This window comes from Paenarthrobacter sp. NPDC089307, from assembly GCF_040685055.1.
Taxonomy (GTDB): domain Bacteria; phylum Actinomycetota; class Actinomycetes; order Actinomycetales; family Micrococcaceae; genus Arthrobacter.
The window spans coordinates 675060-692236 of the sequence record NZ_JBFBHE010000001.1 but is presented as its reverse complement, the minus strand read 5'-3'; the positions used below and the strand labels follow the sequence as shown (position 1 = coordinate 692236).

Annotated in this window: 14 protein-coding genes; 10 read left to right on the top strand and 4 right to left on the bottom strand. The window is 63.2% G+C overall.

The window, feature by feature from the left end; all coding sequences use genetic code 11:
• Window positions 1–25: 25 nt before the first annotated feature.
• The 6 genes from mihF (at window position 26) to AB0N72_RS03120 (ending at window position 6102) form a co-directional block, all read left to right on the top strand.
• Window positions 26–352 (top strand): integration host factor, actinobacterial type, encoded by a 327-nt coding sequence (gene mihF, locus AB0N72_RS03145; RefSeq protein WP_363931824.1) that lies wholly within the window; start codon window positions 26–28, stop codon window positions 350–352.
• Between the two features lie 21 nt (window positions 353–373).
• Window positions 374–946 carry a guanylate kinase gene (gene gmk / locus AB0N72_RS03140; RefSeq protein ID WP_363931825.1) on the top strand — a complete coding sequence of 191 codons (573 nt, stop codon included), beginning with the start codon at window positions 374–376 and terminating at the stop codon, window positions 944–946.
• Between the two features lie 38 nt (window positions 947–984).
• Entirely contained in the window at window positions 985–1245 is a 261-nt protein-coding gene (gene rpoZ / locus AB0N72_RS03135; RefSeq protein ID WP_017197559.1) for a DNA-directed RNA polymerase subunit omega, read from the top strand.
• Window positions 1246–1272: 27 nt separating this feature from the next.
• Window positions 1273–2529, top strand: coding sequence for a bifunctional phosphopantothenoylcysteine decarboxylase/phosphopantothenate--cysteine ligase CoaBC (coaBC, locus tag AB0N72_RS03130; protein WP_363931826.1), 1257 nt, complete (start codon window positions 1273–1275; stop codon window positions 2527–2529).
• A 76-nt stretch (window positions 2530–2605) separates the two neighbouring features.
• Window positions 2606–3835: a methionine adenosyltransferase gene (gene metK, locus AB0N72_RS03125; protein WP_363931827.1), complete on the top strand. Its 1230-nt coding sequence runs from the start codon at window positions 2606–2608 to the stop codon at window positions 3833–3835.
• 167 nt (window positions 3836–4002) lie between these two features.
• The gene (locus AB0N72_RS03120) at window positions 4003–6102 is read left to right on the top strand and encodes a primosomal protein N' (RefSeq protein ID WP_363931828.1); all 2100 of its coding nucleotides are present in this window, start codon (window positions 4003–4005) and stop codon (window positions 6100–6102) included.
• Here AB0N72_RS03120 and AB0N72_RS03115 read toward each other — a convergent pair.
• Genes AB0N72_RS03115 through AB0N72_RS03100 form a run of 4 tightly spaced genes read right to left on the bottom strand, consistent with a single transcriptional unit; the run spans window position 6099 to window position 10011 of the window.
• Window positions 6099–7181, bottom strand: a complete 1083-nt coding sequence (locus AB0N72_RS03115) for a glycosyltransferase family 1 protein (protein WP_363931829.1) — start codon at window positions 7179–7181, stop codon at window positions 6099–6101. The genes AB0N72_RS03120 and AB0N72_RS03115 overlap by 4 nt on opposite strands.
• Window positions 7178–8122 (bottom strand): alpha/beta hydrolase, encoded by a 945-nt coding sequence (locus AB0N72_RS03110; protein ID WP_363931830.1) that lies wholly within the window; start codon window positions 8120–8122, stop codon window positions 7178–7180. The genes AB0N72_RS03115 and AB0N72_RS03110 overlap by 4 nt, the downstream gene beginning before the upstream one ends.
• 10 nt (window positions 8123–8132) lie before the next feature.
• Window positions 8133–9014, bottom strand: coding sequence for an aldo/keto reductase (locus AB0N72_RS03105; RefSeq protein WP_363931831.1), 882 nt, complete (start codon window positions 9012–9014; stop codon window positions 8133–8135).
• Between the two features lie 34 nt (window positions 9015–9048).
• Complete coding sequence (locus AB0N72_RS03100) at window positions 9049–10011, bottom strand: sugar-binding domain-containing protein (RefSeq protein WP_363931832.1); 963 nt, start codon at window positions 10009–10011, stop codon at window positions 9049–9051.
• A 122-nt stretch (window positions 10012–10133) separates the two neighbouring features.
• Between AB0N72_RS03100 and AB0N72_RS03095 the strand changes: the two genes are divergently transcribed.
• From AB0N72_RS03095 to leuS, 4 genes are all read left to right on the top strand, one after another.
• Window positions 10134–11918: a glycerol-3-phosphate dehydrogenase/oxidase gene (locus tag AB0N72_RS03095; RefSeq protein WP_363931833.1), complete on the top strand. Its 1785-nt coding sequence runs from the start codon at window positions 10134–10136 to the stop codon at window positions 11916–11918.
• 93 nt (window positions 11919–12011) lie between these two features.
• Window positions 12012–12764: an MIP/aquaporin family protein gene (locus AB0N72_RS03090; protein WP_274262826.1), complete on the top strand. Its 753-nt coding sequence runs from the start codon at window positions 12012–12014 to the stop codon at window positions 12762–12764.
• Window positions 12765–12839: 75 nt separating this feature from the next.
• A complete protein-coding gene (gene glpK / locus AB0N72_RS03085) occupies window positions 12840–14354 on the top strand; it encodes a glycerol kinase GlpK (protein ID WP_363931834.1) in 1515 nt (504 codons plus the stop codon).
• Window positions 14355–14645: 291 nt separating this feature from the next.
• Window positions 14646–17174, top strand: coding sequence for a leucine--tRNA ligase (gene leuS, locus AB0N72_RS03080; protein ID WP_363931835.1), 2529 nt, complete (start codon window positions 14646–14648; stop codon window positions 17172–17174).
• The last annotated feature ends 3 nt before the right edge of the window (window positions 17175–17177 follow it).

Below are 17177 nucleotides of genomic sequence, written 5' to 3'. Positions count from 1 at the left end.
AACTCGATCTGACAGGGGTTCGGCAGTGGGCCTTAAAGAGCTGACACCGCAAGAACGTGCCGATGCGTTGGAGAAGGCGGCCAAGGCCCGCGCAGTCCGGGCTGCCGCCAAGGAGAAGCTCAAGCGCGGAGAAGTGAGCATCGCGGAGTTGATCTCCTCGGGCGCCACCGACGAAGCGATCGCACGGATGCGGGTAGTGGAGTTGCTGGAAGCCCTGCCAGGCATCGGACCTGTCAGGGCCGCCGGGATCATGGCTGATATCGGAATCGCAGGATCCCGGCGCATCAGGGGGTTGGGAATCCACCAGGCGCAAGCGCTGGTAGATTTTATGGATACCCAACAAAGCGTTTGACGCATTTCCCCGAAGGAATCCGTGAGCAAGAATCCTGGACTGACCGTCCTTGCAGGCCCCACTGCCGTTGGCAAGGGAACCGTATCCACCTACATCAGGGACAACTATCCAGAGGTTTGGCTTTCGGTGTCGGCCACTACCCGGGCGGCCCGTCCGGGCGAAAAAGATGGTGTCCACTACTTCTTCAAGTCAGCCGAAGAGTTCGACGCCCTGGTGGCTGACGGCGAATTGCTGGAATGGGCCGTGGTCCACGGACAGAACCGCTACGGCACCCTCCGCAGCACCGTCAATGCGGCGATCGCCGAGGGCAAGTCCGTCCTGCTGGAAATCGACCTCCAGGGTGCGAGGCAGGTCAAGGCGGCTGTCCCCGACGCCAACTTCGTCTTCCTGGCACCGCCGAGCTGGGACGAAATGGTCCGGCGGCTGGTGGGGCGCGGCACCGAAACTCCCGAGGAACAGCAGCGGAGGCTGGAAACCGCTAAACTGGAACTTGCTGCTGAACCGGAGTTTGACCACACCGTCATTAATGACGACGTTCGCCGGGCAGCGGACGAGCTTGTTTCACTCATGGGGCTTACCCCGCACGGGCGCTAAAGCGCCTTTTTGTTGGCCCGCTAGAATTTGGAGAATTCGTGTCCACGAACCTTGAAGGCATCATCAACCCGCCGATCGATTCGCTGCTTGAGGCTGCCGATTCGAAGTACGGCCTGGTGATCTTCGGCGCCAAGCGTGCCCGCCAGATCAACGCCTACTACGCTCAGCTGCACGAGGGCCTGTTCGAGTACGTCGGCCCGCTGGTCGACACCAAGCTGAACGAGAAGTCCCTTTCGATCGCCCTGCGCGAAATCAACGAAGGCCTTCTGGTTTCCACGCCGATCGAGCCTGCAGAATAAAACAGACTGCCTGTTGACGGAGGTCACGTGCGCATAGTCCTCGGAGTCGGGGGAGGGATTGCAGCCTACAAGGTTGCATCGCTCCTCCGGCTTTTTACTGAAGCCGGCCATAAGGTGACGGTCATCCCCACGGAGGCAGCAACCCGCTTTGTCGGGGTCGCCACCTGGGAGGCCCTCTCCGGCAACCCGGTGAGCAACAGCGTCTTCGACGACGTCGAGAAGGTCAACCATGTCCGCTTGGGGCACGAAGCCGACCTGATCGTCATTGCTCCCGCTACTGCCGATCTCTTGGCCAAGGCCGCCACCGGACAAGCGAACGACCTCCTCACCAACACCCTGCTGATGGCCCATGGGCCCGTGCTTTTCGCACCTGCAATGCACACTGAAATGTGGCAGCACGCAGCAACGCAGGCAAACGTGGAGACACTCCGTAGCCGTGGCGTTACAGTTCTGGAACCTGCTTCAGGACGCCTCACCGGTTCAGACTCAGGTCCTGGACGCCTGCCCGAGCCGGAGGCGATTTACGCGGCCGCAATGGCTTTGGCGGAGGCATCGGGCACAGCCGAAGGAACCACGCCGCCGTCCATCCACGGATCGCTCTCGGGCCGTACCGTCACGATTTCGGCAGGTGGAACCAGGGAAGCGCTGGACCCGGTCAGGTTCCTCGGCAACCGCTCTTCGGGCAAGCAGGGCGCCGCGCTGGCTGCCGCTGCCATGGCTGCAGGAGCCACGGTCCGTTTCCTGGCTGCGCACATGGATGTGGAGCCGCCCGCCGGCGTCGAGCTTGTCCGCGTTGAGTCAGCCTTGGAACTGCGCGAGGCAGCGCTGAAAGCGGCAGTAGGTTCCGACGTCGTCATCATGGCGGCGGCCGTTGCCGACTTCCGTCCGGCAGAGGTCTCGGACACCAAGATCAAAAAGGTCGACGGCGAGGACGCGCCGCTGGTGCGCCTGGTCCGGAATCCGGACATCCTGCACGAGCTTGTGCAGAGGCGCGATGCCGAGGGTGGCCAGCAGCTGATTGTCGGATTCGCGGCAGAAACCGGGGACGCCCAGGGCGATGTCCTGGAGCATGCAGCGGCCAAGCTCAAACGCAAGGGCTGCGACCTTCTCGTAGTCAACCAGGTAGGTGTCGGACGCGTCTTCGGGCAGGACGAGAACTCGGTGGTCATCCTGTCCGGCCACGGAGCTGAGCCGCAGTCCGCTGCCGGATCCAAGGCGGACGTTGCTGCCGCTGTCGTTGATCGTGTCGGTGCCGAGCTCGTGCGGGTCTTCCCGGCCACGTGACTGAGCCCACCCCCGAATTCTTAGCAAAGGGACACACGGCAGATGCCGTGATCCCGCAACCCAGTAAGGTGGTCGAGTGACTTTACCGCTGCACCATGAACACCATGGCACCCCGTCCAAGCTCCGTCTCTTCACCTCCGAGTCGGTTACCGAAGGGCACCCGGACAAGATCTGCGACCAGATCAGCGACTCCATTCTTGATGCGTTGCTGGCCGCGGATCCTGAGTCCCGCGTGGCCGTTGAGACCATGGCCACCACGGGCCTGGTGCACGTTGCCGGTGAGGTCACCACTGACGCTTACGTTGAAATTCCGCAGATTGTCCGCGAGACCATCCTGGGGATCGGCTACGACTCCTCGGCCAATGGTTTCGATGGTGCCCGCTGCGGTGTGTCTGTCTCGATCGGGCAGCAGTCGAACGACATTGCCGGCGGCGTCTTCAACTCGCTTGAAGCCCGTGAAGGACGCCAGGAGGACGACTACGACCTCCAGGGTGCAGGCGATCAAGGCATCATGTTCGGTTACGCCAGTGATGAGACGGCCTCGTACATGCCAACGCCCATCTGGCTTGCCCACCGCCTGTCGGAACGCCTCACCGAAGTCCGCAAGAACGGCGAACTCGCCTACCTCCGGCCCGATGGCAAGACGCAGGTAACGGTAGGGTACGACGGCGACCGGCCGGTTTCGGTTGAAACGGTTGTCATCTCCAGCCAGCATGCAGAGGAAGCGGGCCTGGACCAGCTCCGCGCGGACCTCGCAAGCTACGTGATCGATCCCGTGCTGGCGGCGTCAAACCTCGACCTCTCCCGCACGGCCAACATCCTGAACCCCGCCGGTGCCTTCGTCATTGGCGGACCGGTAGGGGACGCGGGCCTGACAGGACGCAAGATCATCGTGGACACCTATGGCGGATTCTCCCGCCACGGCGGTGGAGCGTTCTCCGGCAAGGACCCGTCCAAGGTGGACCGTTCAGCTGCCTACGCCATGCGCTGGGTTGCCAAGAACGTTGTGGCTGCGGGCCTTGCCAAGCGCGCCGAGATCCAGATCGCCTACGCCATTGGCCAGGCACGGCCCGTCGGAACGTACGTTGAGACCTTTGGTACGGAGACTGTCGATCCGGCACGCATCAGCGAAGCGATTAATGAACTCTTCGATCTCCGTCCCCGCGCCATCATCGATGCCCTGGACCTCAAGCGCCCCATCTACGCCAAGACGGCAGCCCATGGGCACTTCGGCCGCGACGAACCCGACTTCACGTGGGAGCGGTTGGACCGGGTGGCGGACCTGAAGGAATACTTCAACGCCTGATGTCGTCCCTGGACCTGCCCGGTGTTGTTTTGTCGGAGGTTCATGGTTGGCTGTAGCAAGAGAGATGCCCGCAGCGGGACTCCCGCTGCGGGCATCTGCATTGTTGGCTGCGGTGGAATTATTGTCGGGTTTGGTGGATTCCGCATGACGAGGTGGAGGTGAAGGGCATGGCAGGCCAGGAGGCCCAGCCGTCATTGCTTCAACCATCGCTGCTGCAGGGCTTCCCGGACCGGCCGCCCGTCCAGGGGCCACCCTTGGCCACGCAGCTCCCCGTGGCCCGTGTGATGCTGGAGTCCCCCCTGCCTCATCTGGACAGGCCGTTTGATTACAGTGTGCCCGCTGAACTCTCCGAGGAAGCGGCGCCAGGGGTCCGCGTCAAGGTGAAATTCAACGGCCAGGAACTGAACGGATACATTCTTGACCGGCTCGAAGCCTCTGATGCCGCGTCGCCATTGACGCCCCTGCATAAGGTAATTTCGCCGGTAGCGGTCCTTAGCCCTGCTATCGCCACCCTGGCCGGCAATGTCGCCGCCCGCTACGCCGGCACCCTCAGCGATGTCCTGCGCTCCGCCATTCCTCCACGGGTAGCCAGGGTGGAAAAGGAACTGCTCGGTGGGGGGCTGCAGCCTGATAGCGATACCGAACCCCATCCGCAGGAGCTGTCTTCTGCCCAGGCATGGAGCCGGTACAACAACGGCACCCCCTATCTCCAACACCTGGCCGGAGGGGGCTCGCCCAATGCCGTCCTGACCGCACTACAAGGCTTCGGCCCCGATGGCTGGCCGGAAATGGTCGCCACTGCGGTAGCCGCGGTCAGGTCCTCCGGGCGAGGTGCCATTGTGGTGGTCCCTGACTACAGGGACCTGGAACGGCTGGAAGCGGCATTGGCAGAGGTCCTGCCCCTGTCCGACGTCGCACGCCTGACCGCGGATGACGGCCAAACGCCGCGTTACCGAAACTTCCTACGGCTGTTGAGCGGTTCGGCAGGAGTTGCCATCGGCACCCGCTCTGCAGCCTATGCACCCGTCAAGGACCTTGGCCTGGTGGTGTGCTGGGATGACGGTGATGACCTCCACATTGAGCAACGGGCTCCCTATGCGCACACACGGGAAGTCCTGCTCTTGCGTACGGAGCAGGAGAACGCCGCGTGCCTGATGGTTTCGCACAGCCGCAGCACTGAGCTGCAACGCCTGGTGGAACTGGGTTGGGCGGTACCGATTGAAGCGCCACGAAGCATTGTCCGTTCCACCGTGCCCCGCGTTCTCAATACGGCCGACAGCTTCGAGCAGGAACGTGACCCTTTGGCACGTATTGCCCGGCTGCCGGGCGCAGCATGGCGTGCAGCCAAGGAGGGGCTCGAACGTGGTCCGGTGCTGGTCCAGGTTGCCCGCGCCGGGTACGCGCCTTCCTTGGTGTGTCAGACGTGCAGGGAGCTGGCCCGCTGCAACGCCTGCCAGGGGCCGCTGGCGGTCTCCGGAAGCTCGGCGATCCCCACCTGCCGTTGGTGCTCCACCCCGGCCCCACAATGGCGCTGCACGCACTGCAACGACACCCGGTTGCGAAGGGGCGCGACGGGGGTCATGCGGACGGCGGAGGAACTGGGGCGCGCTTTTCCCGGTAAAGCCGTGGTGACTTCCTCCGGCGAGAAGATCAAGGCAACCGTGCCCGATGCCCCCGCGTTGGTGGTAGCCACAGTGGGCGCCGAGCCCGTTGCCCCGCACGGTTACTCCGCGGCTTTGCTGCTGGATGGAAATTCGCTGCTTCGGCGTGAAAACCTCCGCGCGGGAGAAGATACCGTGCGTCGCTGGTTCAACGCGGCCTCGTTGGTGAAACCCGCGGGCGAGGGTGGCCTGGTGGTCATCACTGCCGACGACACTTCGGCCACCGGCGCGTTGTTGCGATGGGACGCCGCAGGCTATGCCTCGCGTGAGCTGGCCCTGCGCAAGGAGCTTCAGCTGCCGCCCGCCGTGCGGGTGGCTTCGATAACGGGATCAAGGGCCGACGTCGGGCACTTTGCTGACGCCTTCGAGGCCGGCACCTCCTTGGGGACGCGGCTTCGCAAGGCCGGCCCGGCGCCCCTGCAGCTGTTCAGCGGCGCCCCTTCAAGTGCCGGCCAAGAGGAAGTCGACGAGCGCCTGCTGTACTTCATTCCCTATTCCGATGCTGGGGAAGCTACGCGTGCGATGCGTGCCGTGAAGGTTGCCAGTGCGGCCAAGCGCACCGCTGGGCCCGTCCAGCTGCGCCTGGACGGGGTCGACGTCCTCTAGGCCCTGTTGAGCCGGAGGGCAACGACCTCCTCCGCCGCAGCGAGCAGTTGGCGTGCCGAGTCGTCCCAGTTGAACGCCGATGCACGCTCCACGGAGCTGCGGGAGCGCTGCTGCCACAACTCATCATCACCAAGGGCAGTAACGGCGGCAGCGAATTCCGAGGGCGATCCCGGGTCGACGTAGCTGACGGCGTTCCCGCCCACTTCCCTGAAGATCGGGATATCGCTGGCAATCACTGGAGTTCCCAAGGCCATGGCCTCGACCAGGGGCAGGCCATATCCTTCCGCCCGGGAAAGGCTGATAAGGGCGGTGGCCCGTAGCAGGAGCTCGTCGTACTCCGCATCGGTTACACCGTTGTGGAAGATGACCTTGGCCCCTTCGGGAACAATGGCCTCCAGCTCTGCCCGGCGCTCGGGAGTGATTCGGCTCAGCAGGTGCAAGGTGTAATCCGGCAGTCCGGCCATGCCGCGAATCATGGTTTCCACGTTCTTGTAGGGCATGAACGAACCCATGTACAACAGCGTTTTGTCGGCGCCGGCACCGGCATCACGTGGTGTTTGCCCTGGCTGCGGGGCGTTCCCGACAATCCGGACGGGCCGTTTGGTGAGCCTGTACTTGGCCATAAGGGCTTCGGTCGTGTGGCTGATCGTGGCTACGACGTCCGCGCGGTTCAACAGGAGCCGCTGTGGCCAAAACGCCTTGTGGTACAGCCTCCACAGGAGGCGGACCGGGGCCGGCAGGAAGCCGGGGGGAGCCGGGTGCTCGTAGTAGATGAGGTCGTGGAGGGTGAGGACCAGCCCGTACTTGCGTGCCAGGGTGCCCATGGTCTGCATGGGGCACACCACCACATCAGCGCCCAGCGGGTTGACCTTGCGTGCCACGAACAGCTCCATCGGAGAAAGCGGGCTGTTGACCATCACGTAGGGGACGTCAGGCAGCAGGGCGAGCTGGCGCTTGTCGCTGATCAGCATGGTGACGTCCGCGAGTTTCGACGTTGCGGCTATGAGGCTGGAACCGTAACGGCTGATGCCATCGTGGTGGTCCGTTCTGGTAAAGCGGGCGTCGATGACAATTTTCACGCGGGGTGTTCCTCCAGGAAGGTGCGGATCGCGGCCGCTGCGGGGACCGGGGTTTCGTAGTGGATCAAATGCCCGACGTCGGGAATCACTTCCAGCTTTGCCTCCGGCAGGCGCTTCATGAGTTTGTGCTGGCTGGGAAGCGTGGCTATCTCGTCCTTCTCGCCGGCGACAAGCAGTACTGGCAGGCGCAGTTGCCCGGCGACCTCCGCGACGTTGCCCGACACTGAAGCCTTGAAGGATTCAAGCAGGCTCTTCCTGTCGGCAAACGCGCTGAAGTAGGCGTCGTGCTGGCCGTGGATGAAACGACGAAGGTTTTTGTCTTTGGTCTTGGCCATGGTGATGCTCATGATCCGAACGATCGCCCGGTTTCTGAGGACAGCCAGGCCCACGCGGCGCGGGAGCTTGGTGGAGACCTGGTAATACAAAACCGCGAGCTTGGTCATGATGCCCTTGGGACCTTCCAACGCCGGCGCTGCAATGGGGTTGATCAGGATCAGGGGGTAAACCGTGCCCGGATGTGTCGCCGCAAAGTGGCTCGCAACGATCGAGCCAAAGGAATGTCCCAGCAACACCGTGTCGGGGCCAAGGTCAAGCGCAGCCATGAAGGCTGCGATGAAGTCTCCGTACCGTTCAACCGTGTGTTCATCACCGACGAAAGGCTCCGAGCTTCCAAAAGCGGGAAGGTCCGGCATGATGAGCCGCATCTCCGGAAGCTGGTCGGCTACGCGCACCAATCCGTGGTGGTCGCCGCGGAAACCGTGGATGACCAGGATGGTCCGTGTGGCGGCTGTTGCAGACACCGGTTCGTAGGTCCAGTACGCCACGTTGCTGCCGTCCACCTGCACGTCGGAGGCATGGGTCCGTCCTGGCAGTTCTTTGCTGAAAAATTCGCCGGGGGCCTGTGCGCCTCTGGGGGAGTGCCCGGTGTCCACTGTGTCCATTCGGTCGTTCCTAATTTACGTTGTCAGGGTGCGAACCCGTTCGATGGTGGCGTTCCAGTCCGGCGATGCCGTCCATGTCGGCTGCGTCGAGTTCGAAATCGAAGACTTGTCGGTTTTCCTTGATCCGGTCCGCGGAGCTGGCTTTGGGGATGACCAGATTGCCCAACTGAAGGTGCCAACGGAGGATGATCTGGGAGGGCGTGCGGTTGTACTTGCCTCCCAGCGCGATGATCGCCGGGTCCGCAAGCACCTGGCCGCGGCCAAGGGGGCTCCATGCTTCCGTGGCGATGCCCAGCTGTTGGTGCAGGAGCCGCAGCTTGCCCTGCTGCAGCCAGGGATGCAACTCGATTTGGTTCACTGCGGGCACCACTTCGGCAGTCTGCATCAGCTCGTCCAGATGTCCGGGTTGGAAGTTGGACACTCCGATCGCCCGTACTTTGCCCTCTCTGTAGAGGGTTTCCAGCGCCTTGTATGTCTCCGCAAAAAGCCCGCGTCCGGCGCATGGCCAGTGGATGAGGTAGAGATCCACATAATCGAGTCCCAGATTCGAAATGGAAGTATCGAAGGCCCGGAGCGTGGGATCGTAACCGTGGTCATCGTTCCAGACCTTGGTGGTGACGAAGAGGTCCTCCCGGGCAAGAGTGTGCAGGTACTCGCCGGAACCCCCTGTGCTGCCGTTGGCGCGTGCCGCATCGCCCACCGCGCCGCCCAAGGCACGGCCCAGTCCAACCTCGTTGCCGTACATCGCGGCAGTGTCAAAGCGCCTGTACCCCTCGCCCAGGGCGGTTGACACCAAGACCTCCGCATCCTTGGGGGGAACTTTGTAGAGGCCGAATCCCAGACGTTCCATGGTGACGCCGTTGTTCAAGGTCAGCGGGGCAGGGGATCTCATAGCAACGACTCTACCCATTACCTGCACGATTGCTTCAGGCGTGGCCGTTGAAACTGACAAGGCGCCGGGCCGAGGCCTCATCCAGGATGAGGTCGGTGGCCAGGCCCGCCGCCAATGCGCCCTGGAGCCCGTTGATCTTTGAGGCACCCGACACCACGCAGATGCGCCGCCTGACCTGCCTGAGTTGCTCGTGGCTGGGCCCGGTGGAGCGTTCGTTCAGGGTAATGCCGTCGGAGGATCCATCGCTCCGGAAAAAGACCGTTGCGACATCGCCCACCACGTCATCGGCTGCCAGCATGGTGAGGTCCCGTTCATCGAGGTAACCGCCGGCATAGACGTGGCTCGGGTAGTCCGAATCGACCGAACCCACGCCGAAAATTGCAATGCTCATGCGTGCCTGCAGATCAAGGATCCGTTGAACGCTTCGTTCATTCCACATGGCGGTCTTGGTGGCAGCGTGATCGAAAAAGGCGGGAACAGGGAACTGTTCAACCCGTGCACCGTAGGCGCTGCCGAAGCGCCGCATGATGTCACTGGCATAGGTGATGCCGGTAGTTTGCATGTTTCCGGCCCCGTTCAGCTGGACCACGATGCTGTCGTGGGTCACCTTCCGGGTGAGGTGCCGGCTGACGGCGCTGAGGGTCGCACCCCAGGCCACGCCGATGATGGCGTTGGAGTCCACCAGGGGTCCTATGGTCCGGGCGGCCTGCATGGCCACGCGGTCCAGGGTCTCTGCTTCGTTGAGCGTGTCCAGCACCGGAACCACATGGACGTCCACACCGTATTGGTTCCGGATCTGGCTTTCCAACTCGGGTCCGGTGTCGAACGGACTGCGGATCTGGACCTGCACCAAGCCGGTTTCCCGAGCCGAGGACAGGAGCCTGGAGACAGTGGACCGGGACGTCCGCAGTTCGCGGGCGATCGCATCCATTGTCAGGTCCTGCAAGTAATACATTTGTGCAGCCCGGAGTGCGTCCGAGTGACGTGATCGTGCCATCTCATTTCCTTACTGCACGTTTGTGCAAATAGCTTGACTCCATTTTCCACCTTCGCAAGATTAGTGGTGAACGGTGCAGCAGCGAGTGGCGCGGCGCACGAACCAAGCCCAAGGGAGCAGTTTTGGGACACAACAGGATTTCCGGTACCTCACAGCACGCCCAGCAGCGCGACTCAGTCGTCGCACTTCAGGAGCGGCCTACGGCCAAGGTACTGATCATCGGCGGTGGCATCAACGGTGTCGGAACTTTCCGGGACCTGGCACTTCAGGGCGTCGACGTAGCCCTCGTGGAGCGCGGCGATTATTGCCAGGGTGCCAGTGGTGCCTCGTCGCACATGATCCACGGCGGCATCCGCTACCTCGAGAACGGCGAATTCCGCCTTGTCCAGGAGTCCGTGGTGGAGCGCAACAGGCTGCTCCGGATCGCCCCCCACTACGTGAAGCCGCTGCAGACCACCATTCCGATCTTCAGTACGTTCTCCGGAATCCTTTCCGCTCCCACGCGCTTCCTCACCCACAAGCAGGGCAAGCCCAAGGAACGCGGCGCCTTCCTGATCAAGGTGGGCCTGAGCATGTACGACTTCTTCTCCCGTGATGGCGGAAGCGTTCCCCGCCACCAATTCCGCGGCCGGACCCGCGCCCTCGCCGAGCTGCCCAAGTTGCACTCCGGCATCAAGTACGCGGCAACCTACTTTGATGCCTCCGTTCACAACCCGGAGCGCTTGACCTTGGACGTCCTGCAGGATGGCGAAAAGGCTGGCCGCGGGGCCGGGCTGCCGGGTGGAAGCGCGCGAGCCAGCAACTACGTCTCGCTCGTATCCATGGGAACTGACGGCGTCCGGCTCCGTGACGAACTGACCGGCAAGGAATTCGACTTCCAGGCCGATGTCATCGTCAACACCACAGGTGCGTGGGTAGACCTCACCAACCAGGCCATGGGCGCTGCCAGCAAGTTCATGGGCGGCACCAAGGGTTCCCACATCGTCCTGGACCATCCCGAACTGCTCGCAGCGTGCAACGGCCGGGAGATCTTCTTCGAGCACACCGATGGCCGCATCGTGCTGATCTATCCCATGGGTGACCGCGTATTGGTCGGAACCACTGACGTGGATGCCGATATGTCCGAAGACGCCGTCTGCACCGAAGAAGAAATCGACTACTTCTTCGACCTCGTCGGCCATGTGTTCCCCACCATCAAGGTCGAACGTGACCAGATCGTCTACAGCTTTGCCGGCGTGCGTCCTTTGCCCCGTCATGACGAGACCCAGCCGGGATTCGTCTCCCGCGACTACCGCATCGAACGCAACGTCCGCACCGGAAACGACGCCGTGCCCACCCCAGGCGGCAAGGCCGCCGTCGTACTCAGCCTGGTAGGCGGCAAGTGGACAACCTTCCGCGCGCTGGCCGAACACATGACCAATGACGTCCTGCGCGAACTGGGCATGGAGCGCAAGGTCTCGACGGCGAAACTCGCCATCGGCGGCGGCGCCGGATTCCCGGACACCGAGCAGGGCGAACAGGAATGGATCAAGAAGCACATGGGCCCGGGCCTGGATGCTGACCGGGTCGCCGTTCTGTTGACGCGCTATGGGACACGGGCCGAAGCCGTCATCGAATACCTCAACGCCGGCCAGGACCAACCGCTGAGGTCAACCCGCGAACTCAGTGTCCGTGAGCTGGCTTTCATGGCCGAGCACGAGCAGATCGGGCACCTGGTCGACGTGCTCATCCGAAGGACATCACTTGCGTTCCGCGGCCTGGTCACAGGGGAGCTCCTCAACGAGATCGCCGCAGCCCTGTCCGAACCCCTCGGTTGGGACGCAGCAACGCGTGAGGCCGAAATCCACCACGCGCAGGAGGTCCTGCAGCGCTTCCACAAGGTTGACGTGCACAGCTTGGTGGCCTGAAACCACCATCGGACGGTTCCGGAGACAACGGAACCGTCCCAACAACCTCTTCACCCGCGAAGAGGCTGACAACAGAAGATAGAGGAGTCAAAGATGTCTCTTGGAATTGTTTTCCTTTCCGAAGTATTCGGAACCATGATGCTGACCCTGCTGGGTTGCGGCGTCGTGGCCAACGTTGCGCTCAAAGGCACCAAGGGCAACAACGCTGGTTTCCTGATGGTGACATGGGGCTGGGGGATCGCGGTCTTCGCGGGCGTTTTCGTGGCCGCAAAGTCCGGTGCGCACCTCAACCCGGCTGTCACGTTGGGCCTTTTGGTCAACGGAAAGGGCGAGTACGCTCCGGATGTTGCAGTGACCTTCGGTTCAACCCTGACGTATTTCGGTGGTGAACTGCTTGGTGCCTTCCTTGGCGCAGTGGTTTGCTGGCTCGCCTACAAGCAGCACTTCGATGAAGAGCCCCTGGCAGCGAACAAGCTGGGCACTTTCTCCACCGGACCGGCCATCCGCTCCACCCCGTGGAACCTCATCACCGAGATCATCGGCACCTTCGTCCTGGTCTTCGTCATCCTGACCTTCGGAGGAACGCCTTCGGGCCTCGGCCCGCTGGCAGTTGCGTTGCTGGTTGTCGGTATCGGTGTATCCCTCGGCGGTCCCACTGGTTACGCCATCAACCCGGCACGTGACCTCGGCCCGCGTATCGCCCACGCCGTCCTTCCCATCAAGGGCAAGGGCTCCAGCGACTGGGCCTACTCCTGGGTCCCCGTCGTAGGGCCGCTGGTTGGCGGTGCCCTTGCCGGGCTTGTGGGTCTTTTGGTACCCGGCATCATGCCTGCCCTCGCCGGCTGATCCTGAACGACAAGCTCCCTTATCCGCACCCCGCAGACCACTGAGTAACCAACAACACCAGACAAGGACGTCACCATGAACCAATACGTCATCGCCATTGACCAGGGCACCACCAGCTCCCGCGCCATCGTCTTTGACCACTCAGGGAACATCGTGTCCACCGGCCAGATGGAACACGAGCAGATTTTCCCGCAGGCAGGCTGGGTTGAGCACAACCCCGCGGAAATCTGGAACAACACCCGCGAGGTCATTGCCTCGGCCCTGTCAAAGGCGAACCTGACCCGGCACGATATCGCCGCCGTCGGCATTACCAACCAGCGCGAAACCGCCGTGGTTTGGGACAAGAACACCGGCGAAGCCGTCTACAACGCCATCGTTTGGCAGGATACCCGTACGCAGCCGATCGTCGATGAACTGGCAAAGGACGGCGGGCTGGAGAGGTTCAAACAGAAGGTCGGCCTTCCCTTGGCCACCTATTTCTCCGGTACCAAGATCAAGTGGATCCTGGACAACGTGGACGGTGCCCGTGAGAAAGCCGAAGCGGGCGACCTCCTGTTCGGCAACACCGACGCGTGGGTCCTCTGGAACCTGACCGGCGGCGTCGACGGCGGAGTGCACGTCACCGACGTCACCAACGCTTCGCGCACCCTGTTCATGGACCTTGAGACCCTGCAGTGGGACCAGGAAATCCTGGACGTCTTCGGTGTTCCGGCCTCCATGATGCCCACCATCAAGTCCTCCTCCGAGGTCTACGGGCAGGTCCACACCTCGCAGTTGCTGCGCGAGACCCCCGTGGCCGGCATCCTGGGCGACCAGCAGGCCGCAACGTTCGGGCAGGCCGCCTTCCAGCCTGGTGAAGCCAAGAACACCTACGGTACGGGCTGCTTCCTCATCTTCAACACCGGCGAGGAAATCGTCCACTCCAAGAACGGTCTTCTCACCACGCTCGGTTACAAGCTGGGAGACGACAAGCCCCACTACGCCCTTGAAGGTTCCATCGCCGTTACGGGTTCCCTGATCCAGTGGCTGCGCGACAACCTCGGCATGATCAGTTCCGCCCCGCAGGTGGAGGAACTGGCCGCGGCGGTGGAGGACAACGGCGGCGTCTACATCGTCCCCGCCTTCTCCGGCCTTTTCGCACCGTACTGGCGGGCGGACGCACGTGGCGCCATCGTTGGCCTCACGCGCTTCGCCAACAAGGGCCACATCGCGCGTGCGGCGCTGGAGGCTACCGCCTTCCAGACCCGCGAGGTACTCGACGCCGTCAACGCCGACTCGGGCGTTCCGCTGACCGAGTTGAAGGTCGACGGCGGCATGGTCGCCAATGAGGCACTCATGCAGTTCCAGGCCGACATTCTCGGCGTACCCGTTGTGCGCCCGAAGGTCGTGGAAACCACGGCGTTGGGTGCTGCCTATGCGGCAGGCCTGGCTGTCGGATTCTGGAAGGACCTGGGTGAACTCAGCGCCAACTGGAACGAGGACAAGCGCTGGGAGCCGCAGCTGCCGGCAGAAGAGCAGGAGCGCCAGCTGCGTCTGTGGAAGAAGGCCGTAACAAAGTCCATGGACTGGGTCGACGAAGACGTGAAGTAGCCATCTCCCGACAGAGGTTCCGGGGACTCCCGCCCGCCCGCTTCGCGGTGCCCACCACACCATGGCGGGCAGTCCCCGGAACCTCTTTTGGCGCGCGCCCGTCTTACACCCAGCCCATGGGTTTGGTGGGGTAAGGTATTGGTATGCGTGCGATCCTTCTGCTTAGCTAGCCGCCCGGCCTTTACAGCCGTGCGGCCGCCCCTCCATTGTTGAGGGGCTTTTGTGTGTCCGGGGTTATCCGGAGCGCAGCAGGAGGTAAATACCGCCATCGAAGAACAGAAGAGGGCAGCAGTGAGCGTTCAGCCGGAGACAGAGACCGGAACAGCACAGACAGCGGCAGCCGAAGCGCCTGAAGAAGGCGTCTACAGCTTCGCTTCCATGGAAGCCAAGTGGCCGCAGGTCTGGGAAGACCTCAAAGTCTTCACGCCTGCCGACGACGGTTCGCGTGAACGCCGCTACGTCCTGGACATGTTCCCCTACCCTTCCGGCGACCTTCACATGGGCCACGCCGAAGCGTTCGCGATGGGCGACGTCGTGGCGCGTTACCTCCGCCAGAAGGGCTTCGACGTCCTGCATCCGATCGGCTGGGACTCCTTCGGCCTGCCCGCCGAAAATGCTGCCATCAAGCGCAACGCACACCCCAGCGAGTGGACCTACGCGAACATCGACACCCAGGCGGCGTCGTTCAAGCGCTACGCCATCTCCGCGGACTGGTCCCGCCGTCTCCACACCTCGGATCCCGAGTACTACCGCTGGACCCAGTGGCTGTTCAAGCGCTTCTACGAGCGCGGTTTGGCCTACCGCAAGGACTCCCCGGTCAACTGGTGCCCCAAGGACCTCACCGTCCTGGCAAACGAGCAGGTCGTCAACGGCGCCTGTGAGCGCTGTGGCACGCCGGTCACCAAGAAGTCCCTGAACCAGTGGTACTTCAAGATCACCGACTACGCCGACCGCCTGCTCGAGGACATGGACCAGCTGCAGGGCCACTGGCCTGAGCGCGTGCTGGCCATGCAGCGCAACTGGATCGGCCGCTCCGAGGGTGCCCACGTCCGATTCGTCATCGAAGCCACCGACGAGCGTCCCGAACGTGAAGTCACCGTGTTCACTACCCGTCCGGACACCCTGTACGGCGCTACGTTCTTCGTTGTTGCCGCCGACGCGCACCTGGCATTGGACCTGGTGACCCCGGAGCAGCACGACGAACTCATGGCCTACCGCGAGAAGGTCAAGGCCCTCTCGGAGATCGAACGGCAGTCCACGGAGCGTGAGAAGACCGGCGTCTTCACGGGCCGATATGCCATCAACCCGCTCAACGGCGAAAAGCTGCCGGTGTGGGCCGCAGACTACGTGTTGGCCGACTACGGCACCGGCGCCATCATGGCCGTGCCAGCCCACGACCAGCGCGACCTCGACTTTGCCAAGGCCTTCGATCTGCCGGTGCGCGCTGTCCTGGAAACCGGGGGAGAGGATCCTGCCGAGACCGGCGTGGCCAGCGCTGGCGAGGGGACGCTGAAGAACTCCGGCGAACTGGACGGACTGTCCAAGGCCGAAGCCATCCCGGCTGCCATCCAGATTCTGGAAAAGCTCGGAACCGGCGAGAAGTTCGTCAATTTCAGGCTGCGGGACTGGCTGTTGAGCCGCCAGCGCTTCTGGGGCACCCCCATCCCCATCATCCACTGCGGTGAGTGCGGCGAGGTCCCCGTCCCCGACGACCAGCTGCCCGTCAGGCTGCCCGATAACCTGCGTGGCGAGGCGTTGGCCCCGAAGGGGACATCGCCCCTGGCCGCCGCCGTCGAATGGGTCAACGTTGAGTGCCCCAACTGCGGCCGTGCTGCCCAGCGTGATACCGACACCATGGACACGTTCGTGGATTCGTCCTGGTACTTCCTGCGCTTCGTCTCGCCTGACTACACCGAGGGTCCCTTTGATCCAGAAAAGATCAACGAGTGGATGCCGGTGGGCCAGTACGTGGGCGGCGTGGAGCACGCCATCCTGCACCTGCTGTACGCACGGTTCTTCACCAAGGTCATCAAGGACATCGGCCTGATCGAAACCGACGAGCCGTTCTCGGCGCTCCTGAACCAGGGCCAGGTGCTCAACGGCGGCAAGGCCATGAGCAAGTCCCTCGGTAACGGCGTCGATTTGGGCGAGCAGTTGGACAAGTTCGGCGTCGACGCTGTCCGCCTCACCATGGTCTTTGCCTCCCCACCGGAAGACGACGTCGACTGGGCGGATGTTTCGCCGTCGGGCTCGGCCAAATTCCTGGCACGTGCCTGGCGCCTCGGCCAGGACGTCAGCAGCGAGCCGGGCGTGGATCCGGCCACTGGTGACCGGGCCTTGCGCACCGTGACCCACAAGACCATCGCTGACGCCGCTGAGCTCCTGGACAACAACAAGTTCAACGTCGTGGTTGCCCGGCTCATGGAATTGGTCAACGCTACGCGCAAGACCATCGATTCCGGTGCAGGAGCGGCGGACCCCGCCGTCCGCGAGGCAGTCGAGGCTGTTGCGGTCATCCTGAGCCTGTTCGCTCCCTACACCGCCGAGGACCTCTGGAGCGCTTTGGGCCACCCGGCTTCCGTAGCAAACGCCGGTTGGCCGAAGCATGACGAGGCATTGCTGGTGCAGGAAACCGTCACTGCCGTGGTTCAGGTCCAGGGCAAGGTCCGCGACCGGCTCGAGGTCTCGCCCGGCGTTACCGAAGACGAACTCCGTGAGCTCGCTTTGGCGTCGGAAAACGTCCAGCGTGCATTGGACGGCCGCGGCATCCGGACAGTGATTGTGCGTGCACCTAAACTGGTGAACATCGTTCCTGCCTAGCAG